We start from the raw sequence: 19,277 nt of genomic DNA on the forward strand, positions 1-19,277 counted from the left end.
AACCTAAACCGGATTATCGATATCAATAAAATGATGAGTGATTCCAAACTGTTCCGCCAGCCGTTCACCCAATGCTTTCACCCCATAGCGCTCCGTGGCATGATGCCCCGCCGCCATGTAGTTAATACCTAATTCACGTGCCATATGCACAGTTGGCTCAGAGATTTCACCACTGATATAAAGATCTAACCCCAGTTCAGCCGCCTGCGCTAAATACCCCTGAGCGGCACCAGTACACCAACCAACCGTATTAATTTGGCGTTCATGCCCTTGTATTACCAGCGGATCTCGTTTGAGTTGTTGTCGAACATGACTCGTGAACGCAGCTAGAGATACAGGCTCGGGTAGACTCCCACATAAACCTATTGCTGGATCTCCCATACCTGAAATTCGCCCATCAACTTCGATGCCTAACAATGCAGCAAGCTGGGCATTGTTACCTAAGTTTGGATGAGCATCCAAAGGCAAATGATAGGCGATTAAATTAACTTCATTTTCCAGCAATAATTTTAATCTGCGCTGCTTCATACCGATTATTCGGGCATCTTCTCCACGCCAGAAATAGCCATGATGGACGATGACAGCATCGGCATTTCGATCTACTGCTTCCTTCAGCAAGGCTTCTGAAGCCGTAACACCGGTCACCAGCGTTGAGATATCCTCACGACCTTCAACCTGGAGACCATTCGGGCAATAATCGTTAAAACGCTCAGGCTCTAAAAGTGTATTGATGTAGGCGAGAAATTCAGTTCGGGTTATCATCGACTTAAATCCCTGTGGCTAAGTAAGTCATCACTATAACAAAATGGAGAGCCATCAATGGAAGCAGTCAACATTATTGCACTCAGTATGGGTGCTGCATGGGCAAGCGGGATCAATCTCTATGCCACTATTTTTATGCTTGGTTACATGGGAATCACCGGAAATATTGTCTTACCTGATGAACTTCAGATTCTAACTGATCCGATGGTGATGGCTGCCGCTGGCTTTATGTACTGCGTAGAATTCTTTGCTGACAAAATTCCTGGTGTCGATTCTGGCTGGGATACGATGCACACCTTTATCCGAATTCCTGCTGGGGCGATACTAGCCGCAGGCGCCGTAGGTGATGTCAGTGCAGCTGCTGAATTAAGCGCCGCGTTATTGGGAGGCACCTTAGCGGCTGGCAGTCATGCCACCAAGGCAGGAGGTCGTTTATTGATTAATACCTCTCCCGAACCTGTGACAAATTGGGGCGCCTCTATCAGCGAAGATTTATTAGTGATTGCTGGTTTATGGACAGCGCTTCACCATCCAGTACTGTTTCTGATAATGCTTGTTGTGTTTGTTGCTTTGATGATTTGGTTACTGCCAAGACTATGGCGCTTGCTCAAAGCCATATTCAGTAAGGTTGGTCGTTGGCTTGGCCTGACAAAAACGCCAGAAAGCAGTTTGGGTGAATCAACAACAAATACTGAAGACACACCAGTCAAAAAAATCGAGCACGATCCAAACTAATCTTTTTTGCGATAAACGGTGCTATGTGGCGTACGAACGAGATCAAAGGCATCGGTGTAACCACTAATTGTTTCTGACGCGCCAAGGAAGAGATACCCACCTTTGTTCAGTGATTGCGCCATTCGCTGCAGAATGTCTTTTTTGCGATCGGCCGAGAAGTAAATCAGTACATTTCGACAAAAAATAATATCGAACTTGCCTAAGGTGCCAAAGCTTTGCAACAAGTTCTGAGGCCTAAAACTCACTCGCTGCTTGACTTCATCAATAATACGCCAGCGCTCTCCCTGTTTGGTGAAAAACTGTTGGCGCCGTTGATCAGATAAGCCGCGACCAACGGCCACATCCTCATATTCTGCTTTTTTTGCCTGCACTAACATTGAACTGGAAATATCCGTGGCGATGATTTGACTTGTTGCCAGTCTACTTGACGATACTTTTCGGCAGTATTCACTTAACATCATGCTGATGGTATAGGGTTCCTGCCCAGATGAGCATGCGGCCGACCATATTCTAAGCGACGTTCCTCGCACCTTCTCTAATTCGGGGAAAATCACCTGACCGAGGGTCTCAAAAGGCTGAACATCTCGAAACCAAGACGTCTCATTGGTTGTCATGGCATCAATAACCGCATCACGCAGATGATGGGGCTGACCTCGCTCAACCGCACTAATCAACTCTGACAAGCTTGTCATCTTTTCATCGCGCAACAGACGCGTCAGTCTGCTGACAATGAGATATTGTTTGCCATCCCCGAGAAGAATACCGCAGGCATCTTCTAAGAAACGCTTAAAGCGCTGGTAATCAATATCCGTTATTTCTTGCGTCTGCATAGTGTCTCAAGGTTAAGTGTTAAGGGAATATATAGCATATCGGACAACAGACTTAAACATTTACCCTAACATCCGATAAAGTGATAAATCATTTCGTAAAGATGAAGTAATCAAATGAAAACATGTCTCATCACAGGCTGCTCCAGCGGCATTGGTTTATGTGCCGCCATCACATTACATCAGCGTGGCTATAAAGTCGTGGCCACGGTACGTCAGGACAGCGACAAAGCAGCGCTTGAGGAGCAAGGTATCCATACCATCATTATGGATTTAGCGGATGAAAACAGTGTGAGCGCAGGTTTTCAACAAGCATTAAACTATCTTTCTCATCAACTGGACGGGCTGTTTAATAATGCTGCTTTTGGACAACCAGGTGCCGTTGAAGACTTATCACGCACCGCACTGACAGAACAGTTTGAAACGAATGTATTTGGTACACAACAGCTAACCAATCTGGCTATCGCTCATATGCGCCAACAAGGCTATGGACGCATTATTTATAACAGTTCGGTCTTGGGATTAATCGCCTTAGCTTACCGGGGCGCCTATAACGCCAGTAAATACGCCATAGAAGGTTTGGCTGATACCTTACGAATCGAACTCCATGGCTCTGACATCCATGTCAGTCTGATTGAGCCAGGCCCAATCAGCAGTCGTTTTCGCGACAACGCCTACGCAAAGTATATGCAGCATATTAATAAAACTCACAGCGCTCATCGCCAAACTTATGAAGCGATGGAAGCCAGACTCAAGAAAAAAGGCCCAGCCGCCCCTTTTACGCTGCCTGCAGATGCTGTTGTAAAAAAATGTATTCATGCCTTAGAAGCTAAAAAGCCTAAAAGACGTTACTACGTCACTTTTCCTACTTATCTTTTTGCATATAGTAAGAGACTACTGCCAACAGGTGTACTAGACTGGATGTGCCGTAAGGTCTCCGATAGCTAGCTTGAAAGGATGCGTATCATGAACGAGCTGTCATCATGAGAAGTACCAGACACTCCAATTCAGTCTCCATGACTCAAAACTGGATTATGGTAAGCAGTGTTTTATCCGCTGTCATAGCCCTTGGTACTTTCTTCTTAATACGTTATTTTTTTCCGACATTTTCATCTATCACCTGGATTGCAGGAGCACTGAGTGTTCTCTCTTATTTATGTCTAACTCTATTGTTTTCTCGCTACATTATTCGCCCTCTGCAGTCAGGCATCGATGAGATAGGTCAACTGACTCTCTCCATCCCACTGGTTGCCAGCAAAAAATACATTGAGGCCCGCGAGCAATGTGAAAAAATCGATGAAGTCCAGTCAGACCCGGCCATCGTGAAGCTGAAACAAGCGCTGTGTGATTTAGCTAGTATGCTTGAAGCACTGGAAAGCAAGGTTAGTCAGCGTAATAAAGCGGTATTTAGGGCCCATCAAGCCTTAAAGAGTGAACGCGATTTCATCACACAACTTGTTGATACCGCTCAGATGATTGTGATGACTTCAGACGATCAACACATCATTCAGTTATTCAACCACTATGGTGAGCAATTGACCGGTTTTAGTCGTGACGAAGTGGAAGGTTCGGATGTCGCACGTTTTTTCCCTCCTGGTCACTGGTCCGAAACCGATCATATTCTGAAAGAGCTGCTACTTGGTAACATCCAGATTGCGCAGCAAGAAGCTGAACTTGTTGATAAAGCAGGACATTTAAAACAAATCTCTTGGTTTCATTCACGTGTAGAAAGAAATAATGAAACAACACTGATTCTCTCTGTGGGTCTTGATAATACACAAACCCGAGCAGCTGAGAAGCGTATCGTCTGGATGGCAGAACATGATCCATTAACGGATTTATGTAATAGAAGAAAGTTTACTGAAGAATTCGAAAAGTCATTGCAAACAGCCATTCGTTATCAACATAATAATACGCTTTTGCTACTAGATTTAGATCGCTTTAAAGATATCAACGATACCAGTGGCCATCGAGCTGGTGATGAAGCCTTAAAGCTTGTCGCAAAAACCCTCAATAGAATCACACGTTTTACTGATTTTGTTGCCAGGCTAAGTGGTGATGAATTTGCGATTATCATGCCGGAAAGTGATGAAGCTGGCGCCATCACTCTGTCGAAAAAGATACTGGCTGAGCTATCAACCATTCATCTGAATTATGCGTCTGTGCGTCATACCATCTCGGCCAGTATTGGTATCGTCAACTATCCCCTACAAGATGCCACGACCAATGAACTCATAGGCTTTGCAGATTTGGCCATGTATCGAGCGAAAGCTAACGGCAAAGGTCGCTATCATGTTTTTTCATTGGATGATCAAAGTCGTGAACAGCTACAAAAACGGGTTTATTGGAAACAAAAAATCGAAGAAGCCTTGGAAAATCATCTCTTCGTTCTCTATTTCCAGCCCATACTCAATCTGAATAATAATAACATTCAGCATTATGAAGTCCTGGTCAGAATGCGTGATCCCGCCACCCAAGAAATCACTTTACCCGGCAAATTTATCGAAATTGCTGAAGAAGTCGGACTCATTCAAAGCATCGACCATTATGTTTTACATCACAGCATAAAAAAATTAGGCGAACTACAAAAACAAGGTTCTAAAGTAGAGTTTGCTATCAATCTGTCTGGTGCCGTTGTGGATACTCCCGTCTTATTGCCCTATCTAAAAAAATTAATTAAACGCTTTGATGTGGACCCTACCGCCTTAATTTTTGAAGTTACCGAAACGGTGGCGGTTTCAAACCTGTATCAAGCGAAATTAATGATGACCGCCATCAAAGCGCTGGGATGCCGTTTTTCACTGGATGACTTTGGCGTTGGTTTCGCTTCATTCAATTACATGCGGGAATTGCCCATAGACATCATTAAAATCGATGGTATTTTTATACAAAATCTGGATATCAATAAAGACGATCAGCTCTTTGTTAAAGCATTAATTGATGTAGCAAAAGGGCTTGGTCGCCAGACCATTGCCGAATATGTCGAGAATGAAGCCATACTCCACATTCTACAAAGATACGGGGTCGACTTTGCTCAAGGCTTTTATATTGGCAAGCCCCAACAAGATTTATTACCCGAGTCAGATTAAATCTTACTGCCCTGCACCATGCAGGGACAAAATATTCAATATGGTGCAAAAAACCAGCACTGCCCAAGACCAAAACATCCCTATCACACTGATAAATAAAGTATTATTAAACTGGCATAATAAATGCCAATTTAAATCCACCTTACTTTTTTAGTTCTGTGGAGAAATAAATGCTATGTCTTATATAAGCCCTGGTGAGTTTGTAAAAACAATGGTGGATGCTGGTGAGTCAAAATTATTCATGGCCACCCGAGATGTGTTGATTCGTTCATTTATGGCTGGTGCCATTTTAGCCATCGCCGTCGCTCTGGCTGTGACGGCCGCTGTACAAACCGGTATTCCAATAGTCGGTGCTTTAATCTTCCCCGTCGGGTTTTGTATTCTGAATTTATTAGGGTTTGATTTATTGACCGGTGTGTTTGCACTTGTGCCATTAGCTTTATTTGATAAACGCCCAGGTGCGACATTCAATGGTTTACTTAAAAACTGGGGGCTAGTCGCTCTGGGTAATTTACTGGGGGCATTAACTACAGCGGTGTTGATTGGCATTGCCTGGACCTTCGCCTTCACAACTGAGCCCGGAGCAGTCGGACAAGCGATTGCTAGAGCGGCTGAAGCGAGAACGCTTGGCTTTGCCGAACACGGTGCAGCAGGTTGGTTTACCGTATTTGTCAAAGGCATTTTATGTAACTGGATGGTGTCTGTCGGTGTGGTCGGTGCCATGCTGTCAAAAGACGTGGTTGGTAAGGTCATCGCCATGTGGATGCCGATTCTTATCTTCTTTGGTCTGGTATTTGAGCATGCTGTCGTCAATATGTATTTATTCCCGCTGGGAATGATGATGGGTGCACCTATTACTATTGCTGACTGGTTAATCTGGAATGAAATCCCCGTTATTTTAGGTAATTTAGTAGGCGGTTTATTGTTAACCGGCATGGTGCTTTACGCCACTCACCTTAAACCGGGACCTACTCGTAGCCGTGTTATCGAGCCGGCTAATAAAGTCACCGTTAGCTAATATTGCATTCGTTAATCTGTCGATATCACTTAATAATGCGAGAAATAAGATGAACAAACTGGATATGACTCAAGCCATCATGGTGGCTAAAGAAAGTAAACAGCTTCAGTGGGAAACGATTGCCAACACCATCGGTATGTCCACTGTGTGGACCACTTCAGCTTGCATGGGCATGAATAGCATGCCAGCCGAAAAAGCACATGCTTTATGTGAACTTTTAGAACTACCAGCCGAAGTCAAAACAGCACTTGAGGCTTACCCGATCAAAAGTTGGGATGAGAGCGTGCCTAAAGATCCGTTGATTTATCGCCTCTATGAAATTGTTGGCGTATATGGCCCCACTTTGAAAGAAGTCATTCAAGAAAAGTTTGGCGATGGCATTATGAGTGCCATTGATTTTAATATGTCGGTAGAGCGGGAACACGACCCCAAGGGGGATCGTGTTGTTGTGACAATGAATGGCAAATTTTTACCTTATAAAGCCTGGTAAGTTGCCCCCTTGGTGAAGGGAGATAAACCTCGGTTTTCTCCCTTCTTTTTTCTCATGTTTTAGTGAAGCTTCAGCTCTTTGAACACCAGCTTGTCCGCTTCAACATCGATATTGACGGTATCACCCGCTGAGAACTTACCTGACAATAAGTCCTGCGCCAGAGGGTTTTCAATCTCCTGTTGAATCACACGTTTCAGTGGTCTTGCACCATAGACAGGGTCAAAGCCTTCTGAAGCAATCAAATCCAATGCCTCATCAGATAACATCAGCTTCATCTCACGCTCGGCCAGTCTTGCACGCAGATGAGATAACTGAATCTCAGCAATCGCACGGATTTGCGCCTGTTGTAATGGATGGAATACCACCACATCATCAACCCGGTTGATAAACTCCGGACGGAAATGTTGTGCCACAATCTCCATGACCGCCGCCTTCATGGCGTCATAATTTTCTTCACCGGCCATTTCCTGAATCACGCTTGAGCCTAAATTAGAGGTCATCACAATAACGGTATTACGGAAATCCACTGTACGCCCCTGTCCATCAGTCAAACGGCCATCGTCCAACACCTGAAGCAGGATGTTAAAGACATCCGGATGGGCTTTTTCCACCTCATCTAACAAAATGACAGAATAAGGTTTACGTCTGACCGCTTCCGTCAAATAGCCACCTTCCTCATACCCAACATAACCAGGCGGCGCACCGACCAGACGAGCGACGGAATGTTTTTCCATAAACTCAGACATATCAATTCGAATCATCGCGTCCTGTGTATCAAACAGGAAGTTAGCTAGTGATTTACATAATTCTGTTTTACCCACACCTGTAGGCCCTAAAAACAGGAACGAGCCATTGGGTCGTTGCGGATCAGATAAGCCTGCTCGACTACGACGAATCGCATTGGCCACTGAGGTAACCGCTTCATCCTGACCAATCACGGTTTCATGTAAGGCGTCGTCCATTTTCAGTAGTTTGTCACGTTCACCTTCCAGCATTTTAGAAATGGGAATGCCCGTCCATTTGGACACAACTTCAGCGATTTCCTCTTCACCCACTTTGTTACGTAGCAGAGTGAACTCCTGCATCTCAGCTTCTGTCGCCAGTTTCAGCTGTTTTTCCAACTCAGGAATACGTCCGTATTGTAGTTTCGCCATTTTTTCATAATCAGCATTACGATTAGCTGCATCAAGTTCAAGACGCGCTTTTTCCAGCTCTTCTTTTACGTGCTGACTACCGTGAAGTGATGCTTTCTCAGACTTCCAGACTTCTTCCAGATCAGTATATTCTCTGGCCAGTTTTTTCATCTCGGTCTCAAGCGTTTCCAGACGTTTTTTGGAGGCATCATCACTTTGTTTTTTCAGTGCCATGCGTTCAATTTTTAATTGAATCAAACGACGCTCCAGGCGATCTAACACCTCTGGCTTGGAATCGATTTCCATACGAATGCGACTGGCGGCTTCATCAATAAGGTCAATCGCTTTATCTGGTAACTTTCTGTCTGTAATGTAACGGTTGGACAAGGTCGCCGCAGCCACAATCGCCGGATCCGTAATATCGACACCATGATGGACCTCATAGCGTTCTGTCAGCCCACGTAAGATGGCGATGGTCGCTTCGACAGTAGGCTCACCAACGAGCACTTTTTGGAAGCGACGCTCTAAAGCCGCATCTTTTTCCACATACTGACGATATTCATTTAAGGTGGTGGCACCGATGCAGTGAAGTTCACCACGCGCCAGTGCGGGCTTGAGCATATTACCGGCATCCATCGCGCCTTCCGCTTTACCGGCCCCTACCATGGTATGGATTTCATCAATAAACAGAATAATCTGACCTTCTTGTTTCGATAGATCATTCAAAACAGCTTTCAGGCGTTCTTCAAACTCACCACGGAATTTAGCACCGGCAATCAAAGACCCCATATCCAGCGCTAAAACCCGTTTATTTTTCATACCATCAGGCACTTCACCATTGACGATACGTTGTGCTAATCCTTCCACAATCGCGGTTTTACCGACACCAGGTTCACCGATAAGAACGGGGTTATTTTTAGTACGGCGCTGTAAGACTTGAACAGTACGACGAATTTCATCATCACGACCAATCACCGGATCTAATTTGCCTGCTTCTGCTCTTGCAGTCAGATCAATGGTGTATTTCTCCAAGGCCTGCCGTTGTTCTTCTGCATTTGGATCAGTCACGCGTTCCCCTCCACGAATCTTATCGATGGCGTTATTAATCGCCGTTTTGTTACCACCATGCTGACGTAATAGATCGCCATGTTGGTTTTTATCTTCTGCCAATGCCAATACAAACAGTTCACTGGAAATGTACTGATCCTGACGTTTTTGTGCCAGCTTATCGGTTTGATTTAATAACCGGCTTAAGTCTTGTGAAACATGGATATCACCATTGCCACCTTCCACTTGGGCCAGTCGTGATAACTGCTGTTCTAACTCCGCTTGATAAGCGGCTACATTGACACCACTCTGGGCCAAAATCGGTTTGACACTGCCATTTTGTTGTTGCAACAAGGCCAACATTAAATGTACAGGTTCAATGAACTGATGATCTTGCCCGACAGCCATACTTTGGGCCGCAGCGAGTGCTTCATGAAATTTACTGGTTAATTTATCGATTTGCATAAGAGGTATTTCCCCTAAAAAAGTAAGTTAATACAGAAATGGGGGAAGCCTCGATAAAAATCAAGAGAACGAATGTGGATGTTTTTGCATGGTCTCGATATGACGCGTTAATTCAGCTTTAAGACCATCTATTTCCAGCGCAGGTGGCAATGATTTGCCAACCGTTAAAAGAACTCGGCTTGGCACAAAAGGCGCCAGTAGCACGTGTCCCTGTGCTGTAATACCATCCAATCGCACTGGATATATTGGTGTATTTGTCCATATGGCTAAGCGAACAACGCCTGCTTTTATTGGTCTTGGTGGATCGCTATCTAAATGAATTTTGCCGTGAGGAAATAAAGCAATCACCTCTCCCTGTTCCAGAGCGCGTCTCGCTGCACGAAGTGCTTGTTCTGCTCTCCCCTTACGGTCAACAGGAATACAACCGGCCGCTTTGAAAATCCAATGAAGGACCGGCCGATGATATTCTTCTGAGGCGATCAGAAACCGTAATGGTCGACGACTCGCCGCAATTAACAATAAGGGATCAAGCCCGGAAACATGGTTAGCAGCCACAATAGCTGGGCCTTGTTCTGGCAAGGGCAACACCAGACCAGGATGACGATGTAACACTTTGCAAAGAAGACGGGTTAGCCCATCCAGCCAGTTCACATGCATGCCACCCCAGTCAGCGCGTGACTGAGATAAACACAAGATGAAAAAGGCGAAAACCAGAAGAAGCGTTATCCACATACGCTTAACTCTCGAACGGCGCAGTATCTCCCATGCCATGTCGGGTGACTTCAGGTAAGTCATCAACAAATTCAACCACGGTGGTGGGTTCTGCACCACAGGCACCGCCATCAATAATTAGATCCACCTGCTTACCAATGGCGTCAACAATGTCATCGGCATCGGTCATAGGCATATCATCACCAGGCAAGATGAGCGTTGAACTCATTAAGGGCTCATTCAATTCTTCCAGCAGTGCCAATGCAATCGTGTGTTCCGGAATGCGTAAACCGATGGTTTTTCGTTTGGGATGCTGTAATTTTCTAGGTACTTCCTTGGTCGCCGGTAAAATAAAGGTGTAAGGACCGGGAGTGTAAGCCTTTAAAAGACGAAAGACCGCATTGTTGAATTTTGCATAGGTTGAGAGTTCTGATAAATCCCGACACACCAAAGTAAAGTTATGATCGACATCCAGTTGGCGAATCCGACGCAGTCGTTCCATGGCATTGTTATCGCCAATCTGGCATCCCAGCGCATAACCAGAGTCAGTGGGGTAGACAATCAAACCACCACGACGAATAATTTCGCAGGCCTGTTTGATGAGTCTGACCTGAGGATTCTCTGGATGTATTTGAAAAAACTGGCTCATATGAAATCACTTTATATAAAGTTGGTCTTAATTCACCCATGTAGACCAGATGGGTGTCACGTTTGGCGGCAAGTCTGTCATTTTACCGAGTTCAGTATAGCTATTGTCAGGGCTGTGAAAATCGGAGCCTGCAGAAGCCAGCAAATCAAATTCTGTTGCCAGTCGTGCCATTGTTCTCACTTCTTCCGGGTGCTGAGATCCTGAGGCAACCTCAATACCTGCCCCGCCCAGCTCTTTAAATTCGGCGACTAATTTCCGACGTTTTGTCGCCGTCATTTTATACCGTGCCGGATGCGCTATCACTGCTTGTCCTCCAGCAGCATTAATCCAGTTAACGGTCTCTTCGAGGCTGGCCCAATTGCCACTGACATACCCCGGTTTGTTACGAACCAAAAAGCGCTTAAACACATCCTTCATATCTTTTGCATAGCCTTTTTCAACTAAAAAGCGAGCAAAATGTACACGTCCCATCATCGTTTCAGATGCATATTGACTCGCACCCTCATAGGCTCCAGGGATGCCGGCTTTCTCTAAACGGGTTGCAATATCTATGGCTCGCTGACGCCGATAATCTCGCAAAGCTGATAATCCTTCCTGCAAAGCCGCATTATCAATATCAATTTGTAAACCGACAATATGCACGGTCGCACCATGCCAGCTAACGGAAATTTCTACACCAGGAATCAGAACAAGATCCTGAGACAGAGCTTCCTTCATCGCCTGTCTGATGCCTTCTGTACCATCATGGTCTGTCAACGCAAGATGGGTAACACCTTGTTGTTTGGCGCGCGATACCAACGCTTCTGGTGTGAGCGAACCATCAGACGCGGTGGAATGGGTATGTAAGTCAAACTGAGTCATAGGTGATATTTTACGATAGAATGCAGTCATCCTGCTTGAAGTGAAAAAACGAAATGAAATTATTCTTCGATTTCCTGCCAATAGTGTTGTTTTTTGTAGCGTATAAGTTCGGCGGCGGAGAGTACACGTTTAATGGCATAAGCTATCAGCTAGAAGGTATCTATGTCGCGACCGCCGTCATGATTGTGGTCAGTTTATTACAGGTTTGCATCACTTGGTTGTTGTATCGAAAGGTCGAACGTGCGCATTTAATCACCCTGGCCTTAGTGCTAGTGTTAGGCGGGCTGACGCTCTGGTTACATAACCCGGACTTTATTAAGTGGAAACCCACGGCAGTAAACTGGTTATTCGCATTAGTCTTTATAGGGGCTTATCTGTTTACCGATAAATCGTTGCTGGAACGAATGATGGCGGATCATATTCAATTACCTGCCAAAGTCTGGACTCGTCTCAACCTGGCCTGGGTCGCTTTTTTTATATTATCCGGTCTCGTGAACCTGTATGTGGCGTTTAACTATGATGAAGCTACGTGGGTTAACTTCAAATTATTTGGCATGTTAGGACTAACCATCGTCTTTGTTGTGGCACAGTCTATTTATTTGGCCAAACATGCTGTAGAAGTAAAAAAATAGGGATTGTGAATTATGTTATATGCCATTATCAGCGAAGATAATCCAGACAGTCTCGGCAAGCGTCTTGCTGCCAGACCTGCGCATTTGGACCGTCTTCAAGTACTACAGAACCAAGGCCGTCTTGTTTTGGCTGGTCCTCACCCTGCTGTTGACACGGAAGCCCCGGGAGAAGCTGGATTCAGTGGGAGTCTGGTTGTTGCTGAGTTTGATAGCCTTGAACAAGCACAATCATGGGCAGCAGAAGATCCTTATGTGGATGCTGATGTCTACGCCAACGTCACCGTTAAACCCTTTAAAAAAGTCTTACCATGAGCACCATTGACGATATCAAAACTGCACTGCAAGCCCTCTCACCCGAACTGATTGAAATTGAGGATGACAGCGATAAACATGCTGGTCATGCTGGCAATACAGGTGGTGGTCATTACAACTTGCTGATTGTCAGTGACGCCTTCACAGGCTTAACACTTATCAAACGTCATCGTTTGGTTTTTGAGCAGGTTGAGTCTCTGATGAAATCGAAAATTCACGCCTTGAGTATTCAGGCAAAAACGCCTGCCGAATATCACGTGTAGCTCATACCACCATGGCTGAAAATGCTGATCTTAAGCAAAAAAACCAAGCCTTTTTGCAAGGATTAGAAAAACAACGTCTTAACAAAGATTGCCTGCGAATTATTGATTTACGAGGCAAGGTGAGCGGAGAATGTCAGGCCTATGAGTTTGGTGGCCGTCGACATTATTTGGATGATAGAGCTTATCTCCTAGTCAAACAACTCATGCAGCGTACTCAGGGCCGCTACACCGTGGCAGTCTACGAAGCTGTACTGAAAACGATCAGACAACTAGAACAGGCCAGTATCACGGATGAGCCAAGGGAAGATGACCAAACAAAAATTCAACGACTGAAGCTGGATGAGAATTTCGCCCGAGCAGAGCAACGACTAAGTTTTAGTACGCCCATAAAACTTCGGATTGCAGATGTGCTATACAGCGGCCATAGCGTCAATATATCTTCAACGGCTATCCGAGTCACGATCAAACGTAGTTATACATTGCACATTGGCGACTCTGTGACGGTTGAATTTAGCGAGCTTGCAGAAAAACACCGGCACACTTTTCTCTCGCTTCAGCGTTATCAGATATTAAAACTGGAACACGATGAAGCCTACTCCACCCTCATTCTTACCCAAGAAAACGCGGATATGGAATTTGTAGAGTGGATGTCTGGCTTTATTGAACACCTGGCTAAACAGCGTCATGTTGATACCGAGTATGAGTTACTCAATTTACAAAAAACTTTTTATCGACGCCTGTGGGTTAACCATATTGCTTCCCCGGTATTGTGGCAAGTGCAATATGCAGACTATCCGGATTATCAGGCTATTTTTTGTGCTGCTGAAGCACAGTGGCAGACGCAACATTGGCAAACTAATCTGAGTGCACTGATTGAGAGTCTGCCAGCGCCTGAACAGAAACAACAAGAGAAACGATTGATTTTGATCGGTGACAAACGCTTATGTTTTTCTTCATTAAAATCAGACAAGCAAGTCAGCGCATTACTTAGTCACGCTAATATGGAGCAACAGCATCTTTTTCTGATGCTGCAAAGCCCAATCGAAATTGATGATTCTGTGTCTGCATCATCTCTGAGCATGCTCAAGGAACATGCCCCAGCCTACGCAGAACAGCTAGCAAATAATCTGCACTATCCACAATATGCTATTCGTTTGATTGACTTACAAACCGCGCTATCAGACACCGAAATCAAATCTACACATACGCAAGAGAGTACGCCAGAATGTTATGACATCCCGATGTGGGAGTTAAATGATTTGCCTACGCCATATGCCTTGAGTCATGTTATTAAACGCCAGGTTCAGCGATATCATATCCGTACTCCGGTCACCTTACATATCAATGAGCAAGAGTGGAATAGCACCAGTGTGGATATCTCAAGTCATGGTTTATCAGTGACGCTACCATTAAACGTTGAACTGACTCTGGATAAAGTCGTTTATGTTGATTTTCCTCGCTGGCAAAGTCAGACAAAAAAGGTCAGTCTGCAACGTATTCCCTATCAACTCAAAAATAAAAAACGCTGGGAGAACAAGTATCAACTGGGGTTTGAACGCATTCATGAGCATTGCTCCGCCAGCCAGAATCAGTTTTTTGACAACATCATTGCCAGCAACCATTCACAACTCAAACAAAATCATGATGACCTGATACAGCATCATGAAAGTCGTTTATTCCTCCCCTGCTTACTTACTACCTCAGAATCGATTCCGCTATTTCTGGGCGTCGATGAATCAGGTCAGAGACACATCTCGGTCATTGGCTGCACGAAACGAAATGGTGCTGACCAGCATACGGATAATTTCTGGCGTTCTATCGAGATTCATCTAGCTGAACTGCATGAGCAAGTAAAAGGCTTGCAGGCTAAAGAAGGTGAATCACTGAACACCGCGTTATACGGATTTGAAACCCACCATGACCAATGGCAGTGGATGTTTGATCATCAGTTTATGACGCAAAGGGATAAGGATCGTTTTCTTCAGCGTGGGCTATCAGCCAAACAATTTCATGCATTTCAATGCTTTGTCAGCCCAATCAATGACAGAGAAGCTGATGAGCAGACTGATCTTATACCGCAGCTGAACCAACTGCGGAGTCAACAAGCTCATCGCATAAAAATAATGCGTCAACAGTTATCTCAATTATTTGCACTGCTAGAACTGACCGATATAACGCAGTTAATATCGCTGAAATACGCAACAACTAACCCAGCATAGCTTTATGCAGCCGCTATCATCATTTTATCAATCAACACTGAGCCACAACGCGTATTACCACGAATATCTACGTCACTTCCCACATCCACAATACCCATAAACATGTCTTGTAAGTTGCTGGCGATAGTAAATTCATCGACTGGGTATTGAATTTCACCATTATCTACCCAAAAGCCAGCGGCCCCTTGTGAATAGTCACCATTCACAATATTGACACCCATGCCCATGGTTTCTGTGACGATAATGCCTTTATCCATTTTTTTGATCAGTGCAGCCAAATCAGCATCAGTACTGCTATCAATCGTTAAGTTGTGCACACCACCGGCATTACCTGTTGTTTGCAGACCCAAGCGTCGGGCGGCATAACTGTCGAGCACATAGCCTTGCAACACACCATCTAAAATAATGTCACGATTTTGTGTGGCCACACCTTCACCATCAAAGCTGGCACTACCCAAGGCTTTGAGAATATGTGGTTGTTCATGCACATGAATAAACTCAGGGAAAATTTGCTCACCTTTTTTATCCAGCAAAAATGAGGCTTTGCGATACAGCGCACCGCCGCGGATAGCTGAGATTAACTGTCCGAACAGTGAAGGGGCCATCTGAGCAGTGAATATCACCGGGTAGCTACCTGTTTTTACTTCACCGGCACCTAATCTTGATAAGGTCCGTTCTGCTGCTTTTAAACCGATGGACTCAGCACTCAGAAGATCATTAGCATCACGTTTGATGTCATACCAGTAGTCGCGCTGCATACCGCGTGCATCTTGAGCAATAAGCGTTGCAGACAAACTATGTCGACTGCTTTGCGTCGCCCCTATAAAGCCATGGCTGTTGGCATAAACACGCTGACCTGTATGGCTGGAAACAGTCGCTCCTTCAGAATTTGATATTCGTGGATCGTTATCGAGACCTGCCTGCTCACATAGCGTGGCAAGATCAATCGCCTTTTCAACATCGATCGACCATGGGTGATAGAGCGACAACTCTGGAAATACAGTGGCCATTAAATCAGCATCCGCCAGCCCGGCCGCTTCATCAGCCTGAGTATGTTTGGCAATATTACAGGCCGCCCCTACAGCTTCAGTGATGGCCGCTTCACTTAAATCAGAGGTACTTGACGATGCTTTGCTCTGTCCAAAATAGACTGTGATACCTAAGCCTGTATCATTGTTGTGCTCCAACGTTTCGACTTCGCGTTGACGAACCGTGACGGATAATCCTTCACTGTGGCTAAGCCCAACCTCGGCAGCACTTGCACCGCGTTTTTTGGCTTCAGACAATGCCATTTCCGCAGCACGTTCCAATTCAACAGTATTTGTCATTCGACTCATAGTAGTGTTCAAATCCTCGACTTATTTGTCTTTTCTCAACAGCATGACATGCTTGTTCAGTTTATTCATGGTGATGACTGTCCGCACATACTGGACAGCTTGGATCAGGTTTCAGTTTTATCTCTCGCCAACTCATGGAAAGCCCATCAAGCAGTAATAAACGCCCCGTTAAAGGTGTCCCAATTTTTGCCAGTAGTTTTAATGTCTCCGCAGCCTGAGTACCGCCGATCATGGCCAGCATCGGGGCAAAAACACCACTCTCTGAGCAGGTTTCCTGCAGTTCGCCTTTATCTTCATACAGACAACGATAACAAGGTGAATCTGCTTGACGCGGATCATAAACAGTGACTTGCCCATCAAAACGGATAGCGGCACCAGACACCAGTGGTATCTGATTTTCCCTACTGATCTCGTTTAAGAAAAAACGTGTCTCAAAATTGTCGGTGCAATCCACGATCACGTTCACGTGACGCGATGCCGCCAACATGGCAGGCTTATCCAAGCGCTCATCAATCATGTCGATAGCGATATCAGGATTCAGGGCATGAAGCTGTTCAAATGCTGAGTCGACTTTTTTCGACCGATATTCTTATGTGTATGAACAATTTGCCGTTGTAAATTGGCTAATTCAACCACGTCATCATCGACCAGCGTTAAATGGCCTACTCCTGAGGCAGCAAGATACATCGAAACAGGCGCACCCAGTCCGCCCAACCCGATAATCATGACATGACTATCAAGCAGACGCTGTTGGCCCTCAATATCCATCTGGGATAGTAATATATGTCGACTGTAGCGGAGTAGCTGTTCGTCATTCATCGTCTGTTAACTCTACTGAATAGCCCGGCATTATAACGTGAGTTGTGCTATGACAACCCGATCGTTACCACCAAAGTCCTGGTGAGCCGAAATCTGTACAAACCCTGCCTCTGAGAATAATTGCTGCACTGCCCGGGATTGATCATGTCCATGCTCAATGAGTAACCAGCCACCAGGTTTCAGACAGATCGCAGCCTGCTTGATAATCTGGCGTATATCATCAAGCCCGTCTGGTCCTGATATCAATGCAGAAAGCGGTTCAAAACGAACATCACCCTGCTGTAGATGTGGATCATCTGCTTCGATATAAGGCGGATTCGAGATCACCATATCAAACTGAGCTGGCTGACATGCACTCAACCAGGAAGCCTGAAAAAAATGCACATGGTCAAGCCTATAGGATTGGGCATTTTGTTGCGCTAACTTGACCGCCTGTAGATGAAAGTCACTGGCAATGATAGTGATATCAGGCCGCTCATGAGCAATAGAGAGAGCGATGGCCCCCGTTCCGGTCCCTAAATCAATTATCCGCATACCCGGCTGCAGCTTTGGCAATGCCAGCGCGACCAGTAATTCGGTATCGGCTCGGGGAATAAGTGTCGAATTATTAACCGCCAGATCGAGTGACCAAAAACCTCTGCTGCCCGTAATATGCGCAATTGGCTCACCGGTTTGGCGTCTCGTGATGAGTTGTTTGAAGTCTTGCCATTGCTGCTCTGTCAGATCTGTCTCGGCATCGAGTAACAGGCGTGTTGGCGAACACGTCAACACATGACATAACAGATACTGCACATCGACATCGGGACTGTTTGAATCAGCTAGACAAGTGCGACCATAGGCCTGTGCTTCTCGAATCGATGGCAACATTAAATCAGAACAAAGATTAAGGCGAGTAAGGCAATCACACCCACACCAATACTGATATTACGCTGCATCATCAGTTGCGCCTGAATTTGTGCCCATTGCTCCTGATGACTGGTATCAAATTCATTTTTCATTGCTGTGACCTGGTTACGAATAAGCGGCAATATTTTTTCATTCACCAACCTTTCCAGGCTTTTGGCGACCAGCGGGTTTAGATCATGTTTTAACTGGCGAAGTACCGACTCACGCACCACATTTTGCTGTTTATCCAACCATTTGGTGGCATTTTGCTCCAAAGCACGATCAATGTTTGAACTTAAGTCCATCTCTTTTAGCGTTTGCTCTAAAACCGGTTCTGCGGTTATCGACACCAATTCATTCAGCTGAATTGATAAGGATTGTTTTAAAGCGGAAAACTGTTGTTCAGTGAGCTCTCTTACCAGCTGCACAACCTCATCACGGCCAAACTGGTCTGAAGCTTCAGACTGAGTCGTTGAGCTTGATTGCAACCGTTGTTCAACATCTCGAAGTAACTCATCTTTAAATGAGGCCAGGATGACATTTATCTCTGGCTGCGCTGACTCAGAATCAGCATGAGCATGAGCATGAGCATGAGCATGAGCATGAGCATGAGCAGCATCAGGCAGAGGGATCGCGCTGAACTCAATTTCATCTAATAAACTTTCCAGCTTATCCGCTTCGGGCGGTTTGCTCAGAACAGCTGAGGCACCTGCCTCAAACGCTTTTTTCTGATCAGCTTCGGTTTCATTACCTGTACAAATGACAACCGGAATATGTCCCCATTGTGGGTGTTGTTTCAGCTGGGAGGTAGCTGTCAGGCCATCCATCGTCGCCATCATCACGTCCATAAAGATGATATCCGGTAAGGTATCCGTGGTCTGTAACCATTGCATCGCTTCTTCAGCGCTACCCCATTCCACACTGCTGTAACTATGGTCACGTAGCAATTTGCTTAAGGTCATTCTGGCAACGCGAGAATCATCCACCACTAATGCCATCAATTTAGTCATGATTATCCTCTGT

18 protein-coding genes and 1 pseudogene are annotated in these 19,277 nt (G+C 45.3%); 9 read left to right on the forward strand and 10 right to left on the reverse strand.

The features are described from left to right. Positions 1–3: 3 nt before the first annotated feature. Positions 4–762, reverse strand: a complete 759-nt coding sequence (locus tag QUE24_RS05660) for a Nif3-like dinuclear metal center hexameric protein (RefSeq protein WP_286305643.1) — start codon at positions 760–762, stop codon at positions 4–6. A 57-nt stretch (positions 763–819) separates the two neighbouring features. Here QUE24_RS05660 and QUE24_RS05665 point away from each other — a divergent pair, with 57 nt between their 5' ends. Next, on the forward strand, positions 820–1,497 hold the full coding sequence (locus QUE24_RS05665; RefSeq protein ID WP_286305644.1) for a DUF4126 domain-containing protein: 678 nt from the start codon (positions 820–822) through the stop codon (positions 1,495–1,497). Here QUE24_RS05665 and QUE24_RS05670 read toward each other — a convergent pair. Next, positions 1,494–2,327 carry a CheR family methyltransferase gene (locus QUE24_RS05670; protein WP_286305645.1) on the reverse strand — a complete coding sequence of 278 codons (834 nt, stop codon included), beginning with the start codon at positions 2,325–2,327 and terminating at the stop codon, positions 1,494–1,496. The genes QUE24_RS05665 and QUE24_RS05670 overlap by 4 nt on opposite strands. A gap of 114 nt (positions 2,328–2,441) precedes the next feature. On the opposite strand from QUE24_RS05670, the gene QUE24_RS05675 reads away from it, so the two are divergent. The 4 genes from QUE24_RS05675 to cynS all read left to right on the forward strand — a co-directional run bounded on the left by QUE24_RS05675 (position 2,442) and on the right by cynS (position 6,921). Continuing rightward, positions 2,442–3,272, forward strand: coding sequence for an SDR family NAD(P)-dependent oxidoreductase (locus QUE24_RS05675; protein WP_286305646.1), 831 nt, complete (start codon positions 2,442–2,444; stop codon positions 3,270–3,272). A gap of 35 nt (positions 3,273–3,307) precedes the next feature. After that, positions 3,308–5,413 carry a putative bifunctional diguanylate cyclase/phosphodiesterase gene (locus tag QUE24_RS05680; protein WP_286305647.1) on the forward strand — a complete coding sequence of 702 codons (2,106 nt, stop codon included), beginning with the start codon at positions 3,308–3,310 and terminating at the stop codon, positions 5,411–5,413. A 175-nt stretch (positions 5,414–5,588) separates the two neighbouring features. Beyond that, positions 5,589–6,431, forward strand: coding sequence for a formate/nitrite transporter family protein (locus tag QUE24_RS05685; protein WP_286305648.1), 843 nt, complete (start codon positions 5,589–5,591; stop codon positions 6,429–6,431). Positions 6,432–6,480: 49 nt separating this feature from the next. Beyond that, the gene (cynS, locus tag QUE24_RS05690) at positions 6,481–6,921 is read left to right on the forward strand and encodes a cyanase (protein ID WP_286305649.1); all 441 of its coding nucleotides are present in this window, start codon (positions 6,481–6,483) and stop codon (positions 6,919–6,921) included. A gap of 59 nt (positions 6,922–6,980) precedes the next feature. On the opposite strand, the gene clpB is transcribed toward cynS, so the two are convergent. Genes clpB through QUE24_RS05710 form a run of 4 tightly spaced genes read right to left on the reverse strand, consistent with a single transcriptional unit; the run spans position 6,981 to position 11,787 of the window. Further along, on the reverse strand, positions 6,981–9,566 hold the full coding sequence (gene clpB / locus QUE24_RS05695; protein ID WP_286305650.1) for an ATP-dependent chaperone ClpB: 2,586 nt from the start codon (positions 9,564–9,566) through the stop codon (positions 6,981–6,983). Positions 9,567–9,626: 60 nt separating this feature from the next. Further along, positions 9,627–10,337 (reverse strand): lysophospholipid acyltransferase family protein, encoded by a 711-nt coding sequence (locus QUE24_RS05700; protein WP_286305651.1) that lies wholly within the window; start codon positions 10,335–10,337, stop codon positions 9,627–9,629. Continuing rightward, positions 10,303–10,926, reverse strand: coding sequence for an L-threonylcarbamoyladenylate synthase (locus tag QUE24_RS05705; RefSeq protein ID WP_286305652.1), 624 nt, complete (start codon positions 10,924–10,926; stop codon positions 10,303–10,305). Before QUE24_RS05705 ends, QUE24_RS05700 begins: the two co-directional genes overlap by 35 nt. 27 nt (positions 10,927–10,953) lie before the next feature. Continuing rightward, on the reverse strand, positions 10,954–11,787 hold the full coding sequence (locus QUE24_RS05710) for a PHP domain-containing protein (RefSeq protein ID WP_286305653.1): 834 nt from the start codon (positions 11,785–11,787) through the stop codon (positions 10,954–10,956). Positions 11,788–11,840: 53 nt separating this feature from the next. Here QUE24_RS05710 and QUE24_RS05715 point away from each other — a divergent pair, with 53 nt between their 5' ends. From QUE24_RS05715 to QUE24_RS05730, 4 genes are read left to right on the forward strand one after another with little or no spacing between them, the layout of a single operon-like run. Continuing rightward, entirely contained in the window at positions 11,841–12,419 is a 579-nt protein-coding gene (locus tag QUE24_RS05715) for a septation protein A (RefSeq protein ID WP_286305654.1), read from the forward strand. 12 nt (positions 12,420–12,431) lie between these two features. Further along, complete coding sequence (locus QUE24_RS05720) at positions 12,432–12,731, forward strand: YciI family protein (protein ID WP_286305655.1); 300 nt, start codon at positions 12,432–12,434, stop codon at positions 12,729–12,731. Beyond that, a complete protein-coding gene (locus QUE24_RS05725; protein WP_286305656.1) occupies positions 12,728–12,994 on the forward strand; it encodes a BolA family protein in 267 nt (88 codons plus the stop codon). Before QUE24_RS05720 ends, QUE24_RS05725 begins: the two co-directional genes overlap by 4 nt. A gap of 11 nt (positions 12,995–13,005) precedes the next feature. Continuing rightward, positions 13,006–15,213, forward strand: coding sequence for a PilZ domain-containing protein (locus QUE24_RS05730; protein ID WP_286305657.1), 2,208 nt, complete (start codon positions 13,006–13,008; stop codon positions 15,211–15,213). 2 nt (positions 15,214–15,215) lie between these two features. On the opposite strand, the gene pmbA is transcribed toward QUE24_RS05730, so the two are convergent. The 4 genes and pseudogenes from pmbA to QUE24_RS05750 all read right to left on the reverse strand — a co-directional run bounded on the left by pmbA (position 15,216) and on the right by QUE24_RS05750 (position 19,264). Further along, positions 15,216–16,550: a metalloprotease PmbA gene (gene pmbA, locus QUE24_RS05735; RefSeq protein WP_286305658.1), complete on the reverse strand. Its 1,335-nt coding sequence runs from the start codon at positions 16,548–16,550 to the stop codon at positions 15,216–15,218. Between the two features lie 61 nt (positions 16,551–16,611). Further along, a pseudogene (locus QUE24_RS05740) lies at positions 16,612–17,369 on the reverse strand (HesA/MoeB/ThiF family protein). Positions 17,370–17,399: 30 nt separating this feature from the next. Further along, complete coding sequence (gene prmC, locus QUE24_RS05745; RefSeq protein WP_286305659.1) at positions 17,400–18,236, reverse strand: peptide chain release factor N(5)-glutamine methyltransferase; 837 nt, start codon at positions 18,234–18,236, stop codon at positions 17,400–17,402. Further along, positions 18,236–19,264: a response regulator gene (locus QUE24_RS05750; protein ID WP_286305660.1), complete on the reverse strand. Its 1,029-nt coding sequence runs from the start codon at positions 19,262–19,264 to the stop codon at positions 18,236–18,238. Before QUE24_RS05750 ends, prmC begins: the two co-directional genes overlap by 1 nt. Positions 19,265–19,277 lie beyond the last annotated feature (13 nt).

The organism is Methylophaga marina (genome assembly GCF_030296755.1).
GTDB classification, from domain to species: domain Bacteria; phylum Pseudomonadota; class Gammaproteobacteria; order Nitrosococcales; family Methylophagaceae; genus Methylophaga; species Methylophaga marina.

Coding starts and splice junctions, on each gene's coding strand:
- QUE24_RS05660 (WP_286305643.1), bottom strand. CDS start 762: ATGATAACCCGAACTGAATTTCTCGCCTACATCAATACACTTTTAGAG.
- QUE24_RS05665 (WP_286305644.1), top strand. CDS start 820: ATGGAAGCAGTCAACATTATTGCACTCAGTATGGGTGCTGCATGGGCA.
- QUE24_RS05670 (WP_286305645.1), bottom strand. CDS start 2,327: ATGCAGACGCAAGAAATAACGGATATTGATTACCAGCGCTTTAAGCGT.
- QUE24_RS05675 (WP_286305646.1), top strand. CDS start 2,442: ATGAAAACATGTCTCATCACAGGCTGCTCCAGCGGCATTGGTTTATGT.
- QUE24_RS05680 (WP_286305647.1), top strand. CDS start 3,308: ATGAGAAGTACCAGACACTCCAATTCAGTCTCCATGACTCAAAACTGG.
- QUE24_RS05685 (WP_286305648.1), top strand. CDS start 5,589: ATGTCTTATATAAGCCCTGGTGAGTTTGTAAAAACAATGGTGGATGCT.
- cynS (WP_286305649.1), top strand. CDS start 6,481: ATGAACAAACTGGATATGACTCAAGCCATCATGGTGGCTAAAGAAAGT.
- clpB (WP_286305650.1), bottom strand. CDS start 9,566: ATGCAAATCGATAAATTAACCAGTAAATTTCATGAAGCACTCGCTGCG.
- QUE24_RS05700 (WP_286305651.1), bottom strand. CDS start 10,337: ATGGCATGGGAGATACTGCGCCGTTCGAGAGTTAAGCGTATGTGGATA.
- QUE24_RS05705 (WP_286305652.1), bottom strand. CDS start 10,926: ATGAGCCAGTTTTTTCAAATACATCCAGAGAATCCTCAGGTCAGACTC.
- QUE24_RS05710 (WP_286305653.1), bottom strand. CDS start 11,787: ATGACTCAGTTTGACTTACATACCCATTCCACCGCGTCTGATGGTTCG.
- QUE24_RS05715 (WP_286305654.1), top strand. CDS start 11,841: ATGAAATTATTCTTCGATTTCCTGCCAATAGTGTTGTTTTTTGTAGCG.
- QUE24_RS05720 (WP_286305655.1), top strand. CDS start 12,432: ATGTTATATGCCATTATCAGCGAAGATAATCCAGACAGTCTCGGCAAG.
- QUE24_RS05725 (WP_286305656.1), top strand. CDS start 12,728: ATGAGCACCATTGACGATATCAAAACTGCACTGCAAGCCCTCTCACCC.
- QUE24_RS05730 (WP_286305657.1), top strand. CDS start 13,006: ATGGCTGAAAATGCTGATCTTAAGCAAAAAAACCAAGCCTTTTTGCAA.
- pmbA (WP_286305658.1), bottom strand. CDS start 16,550: ATGAGTCGAATGACAAATACTGTTGAATTGGAACGTGCTGCGGAAATG.
- prmC (WP_286305659.1), bottom strand. CDS start 18,236: ATGTTGCCATCGATTCGAGAAGCACAGGCCTATGGTCGCACTTGTCTA.
- QUE24_RS05750 (WP_286305660.1), bottom strand. CDS start 19,264: ATGACTAAATTGATGGCATTAGTGGTGGATGATTCTCGCGTTGCCAGA.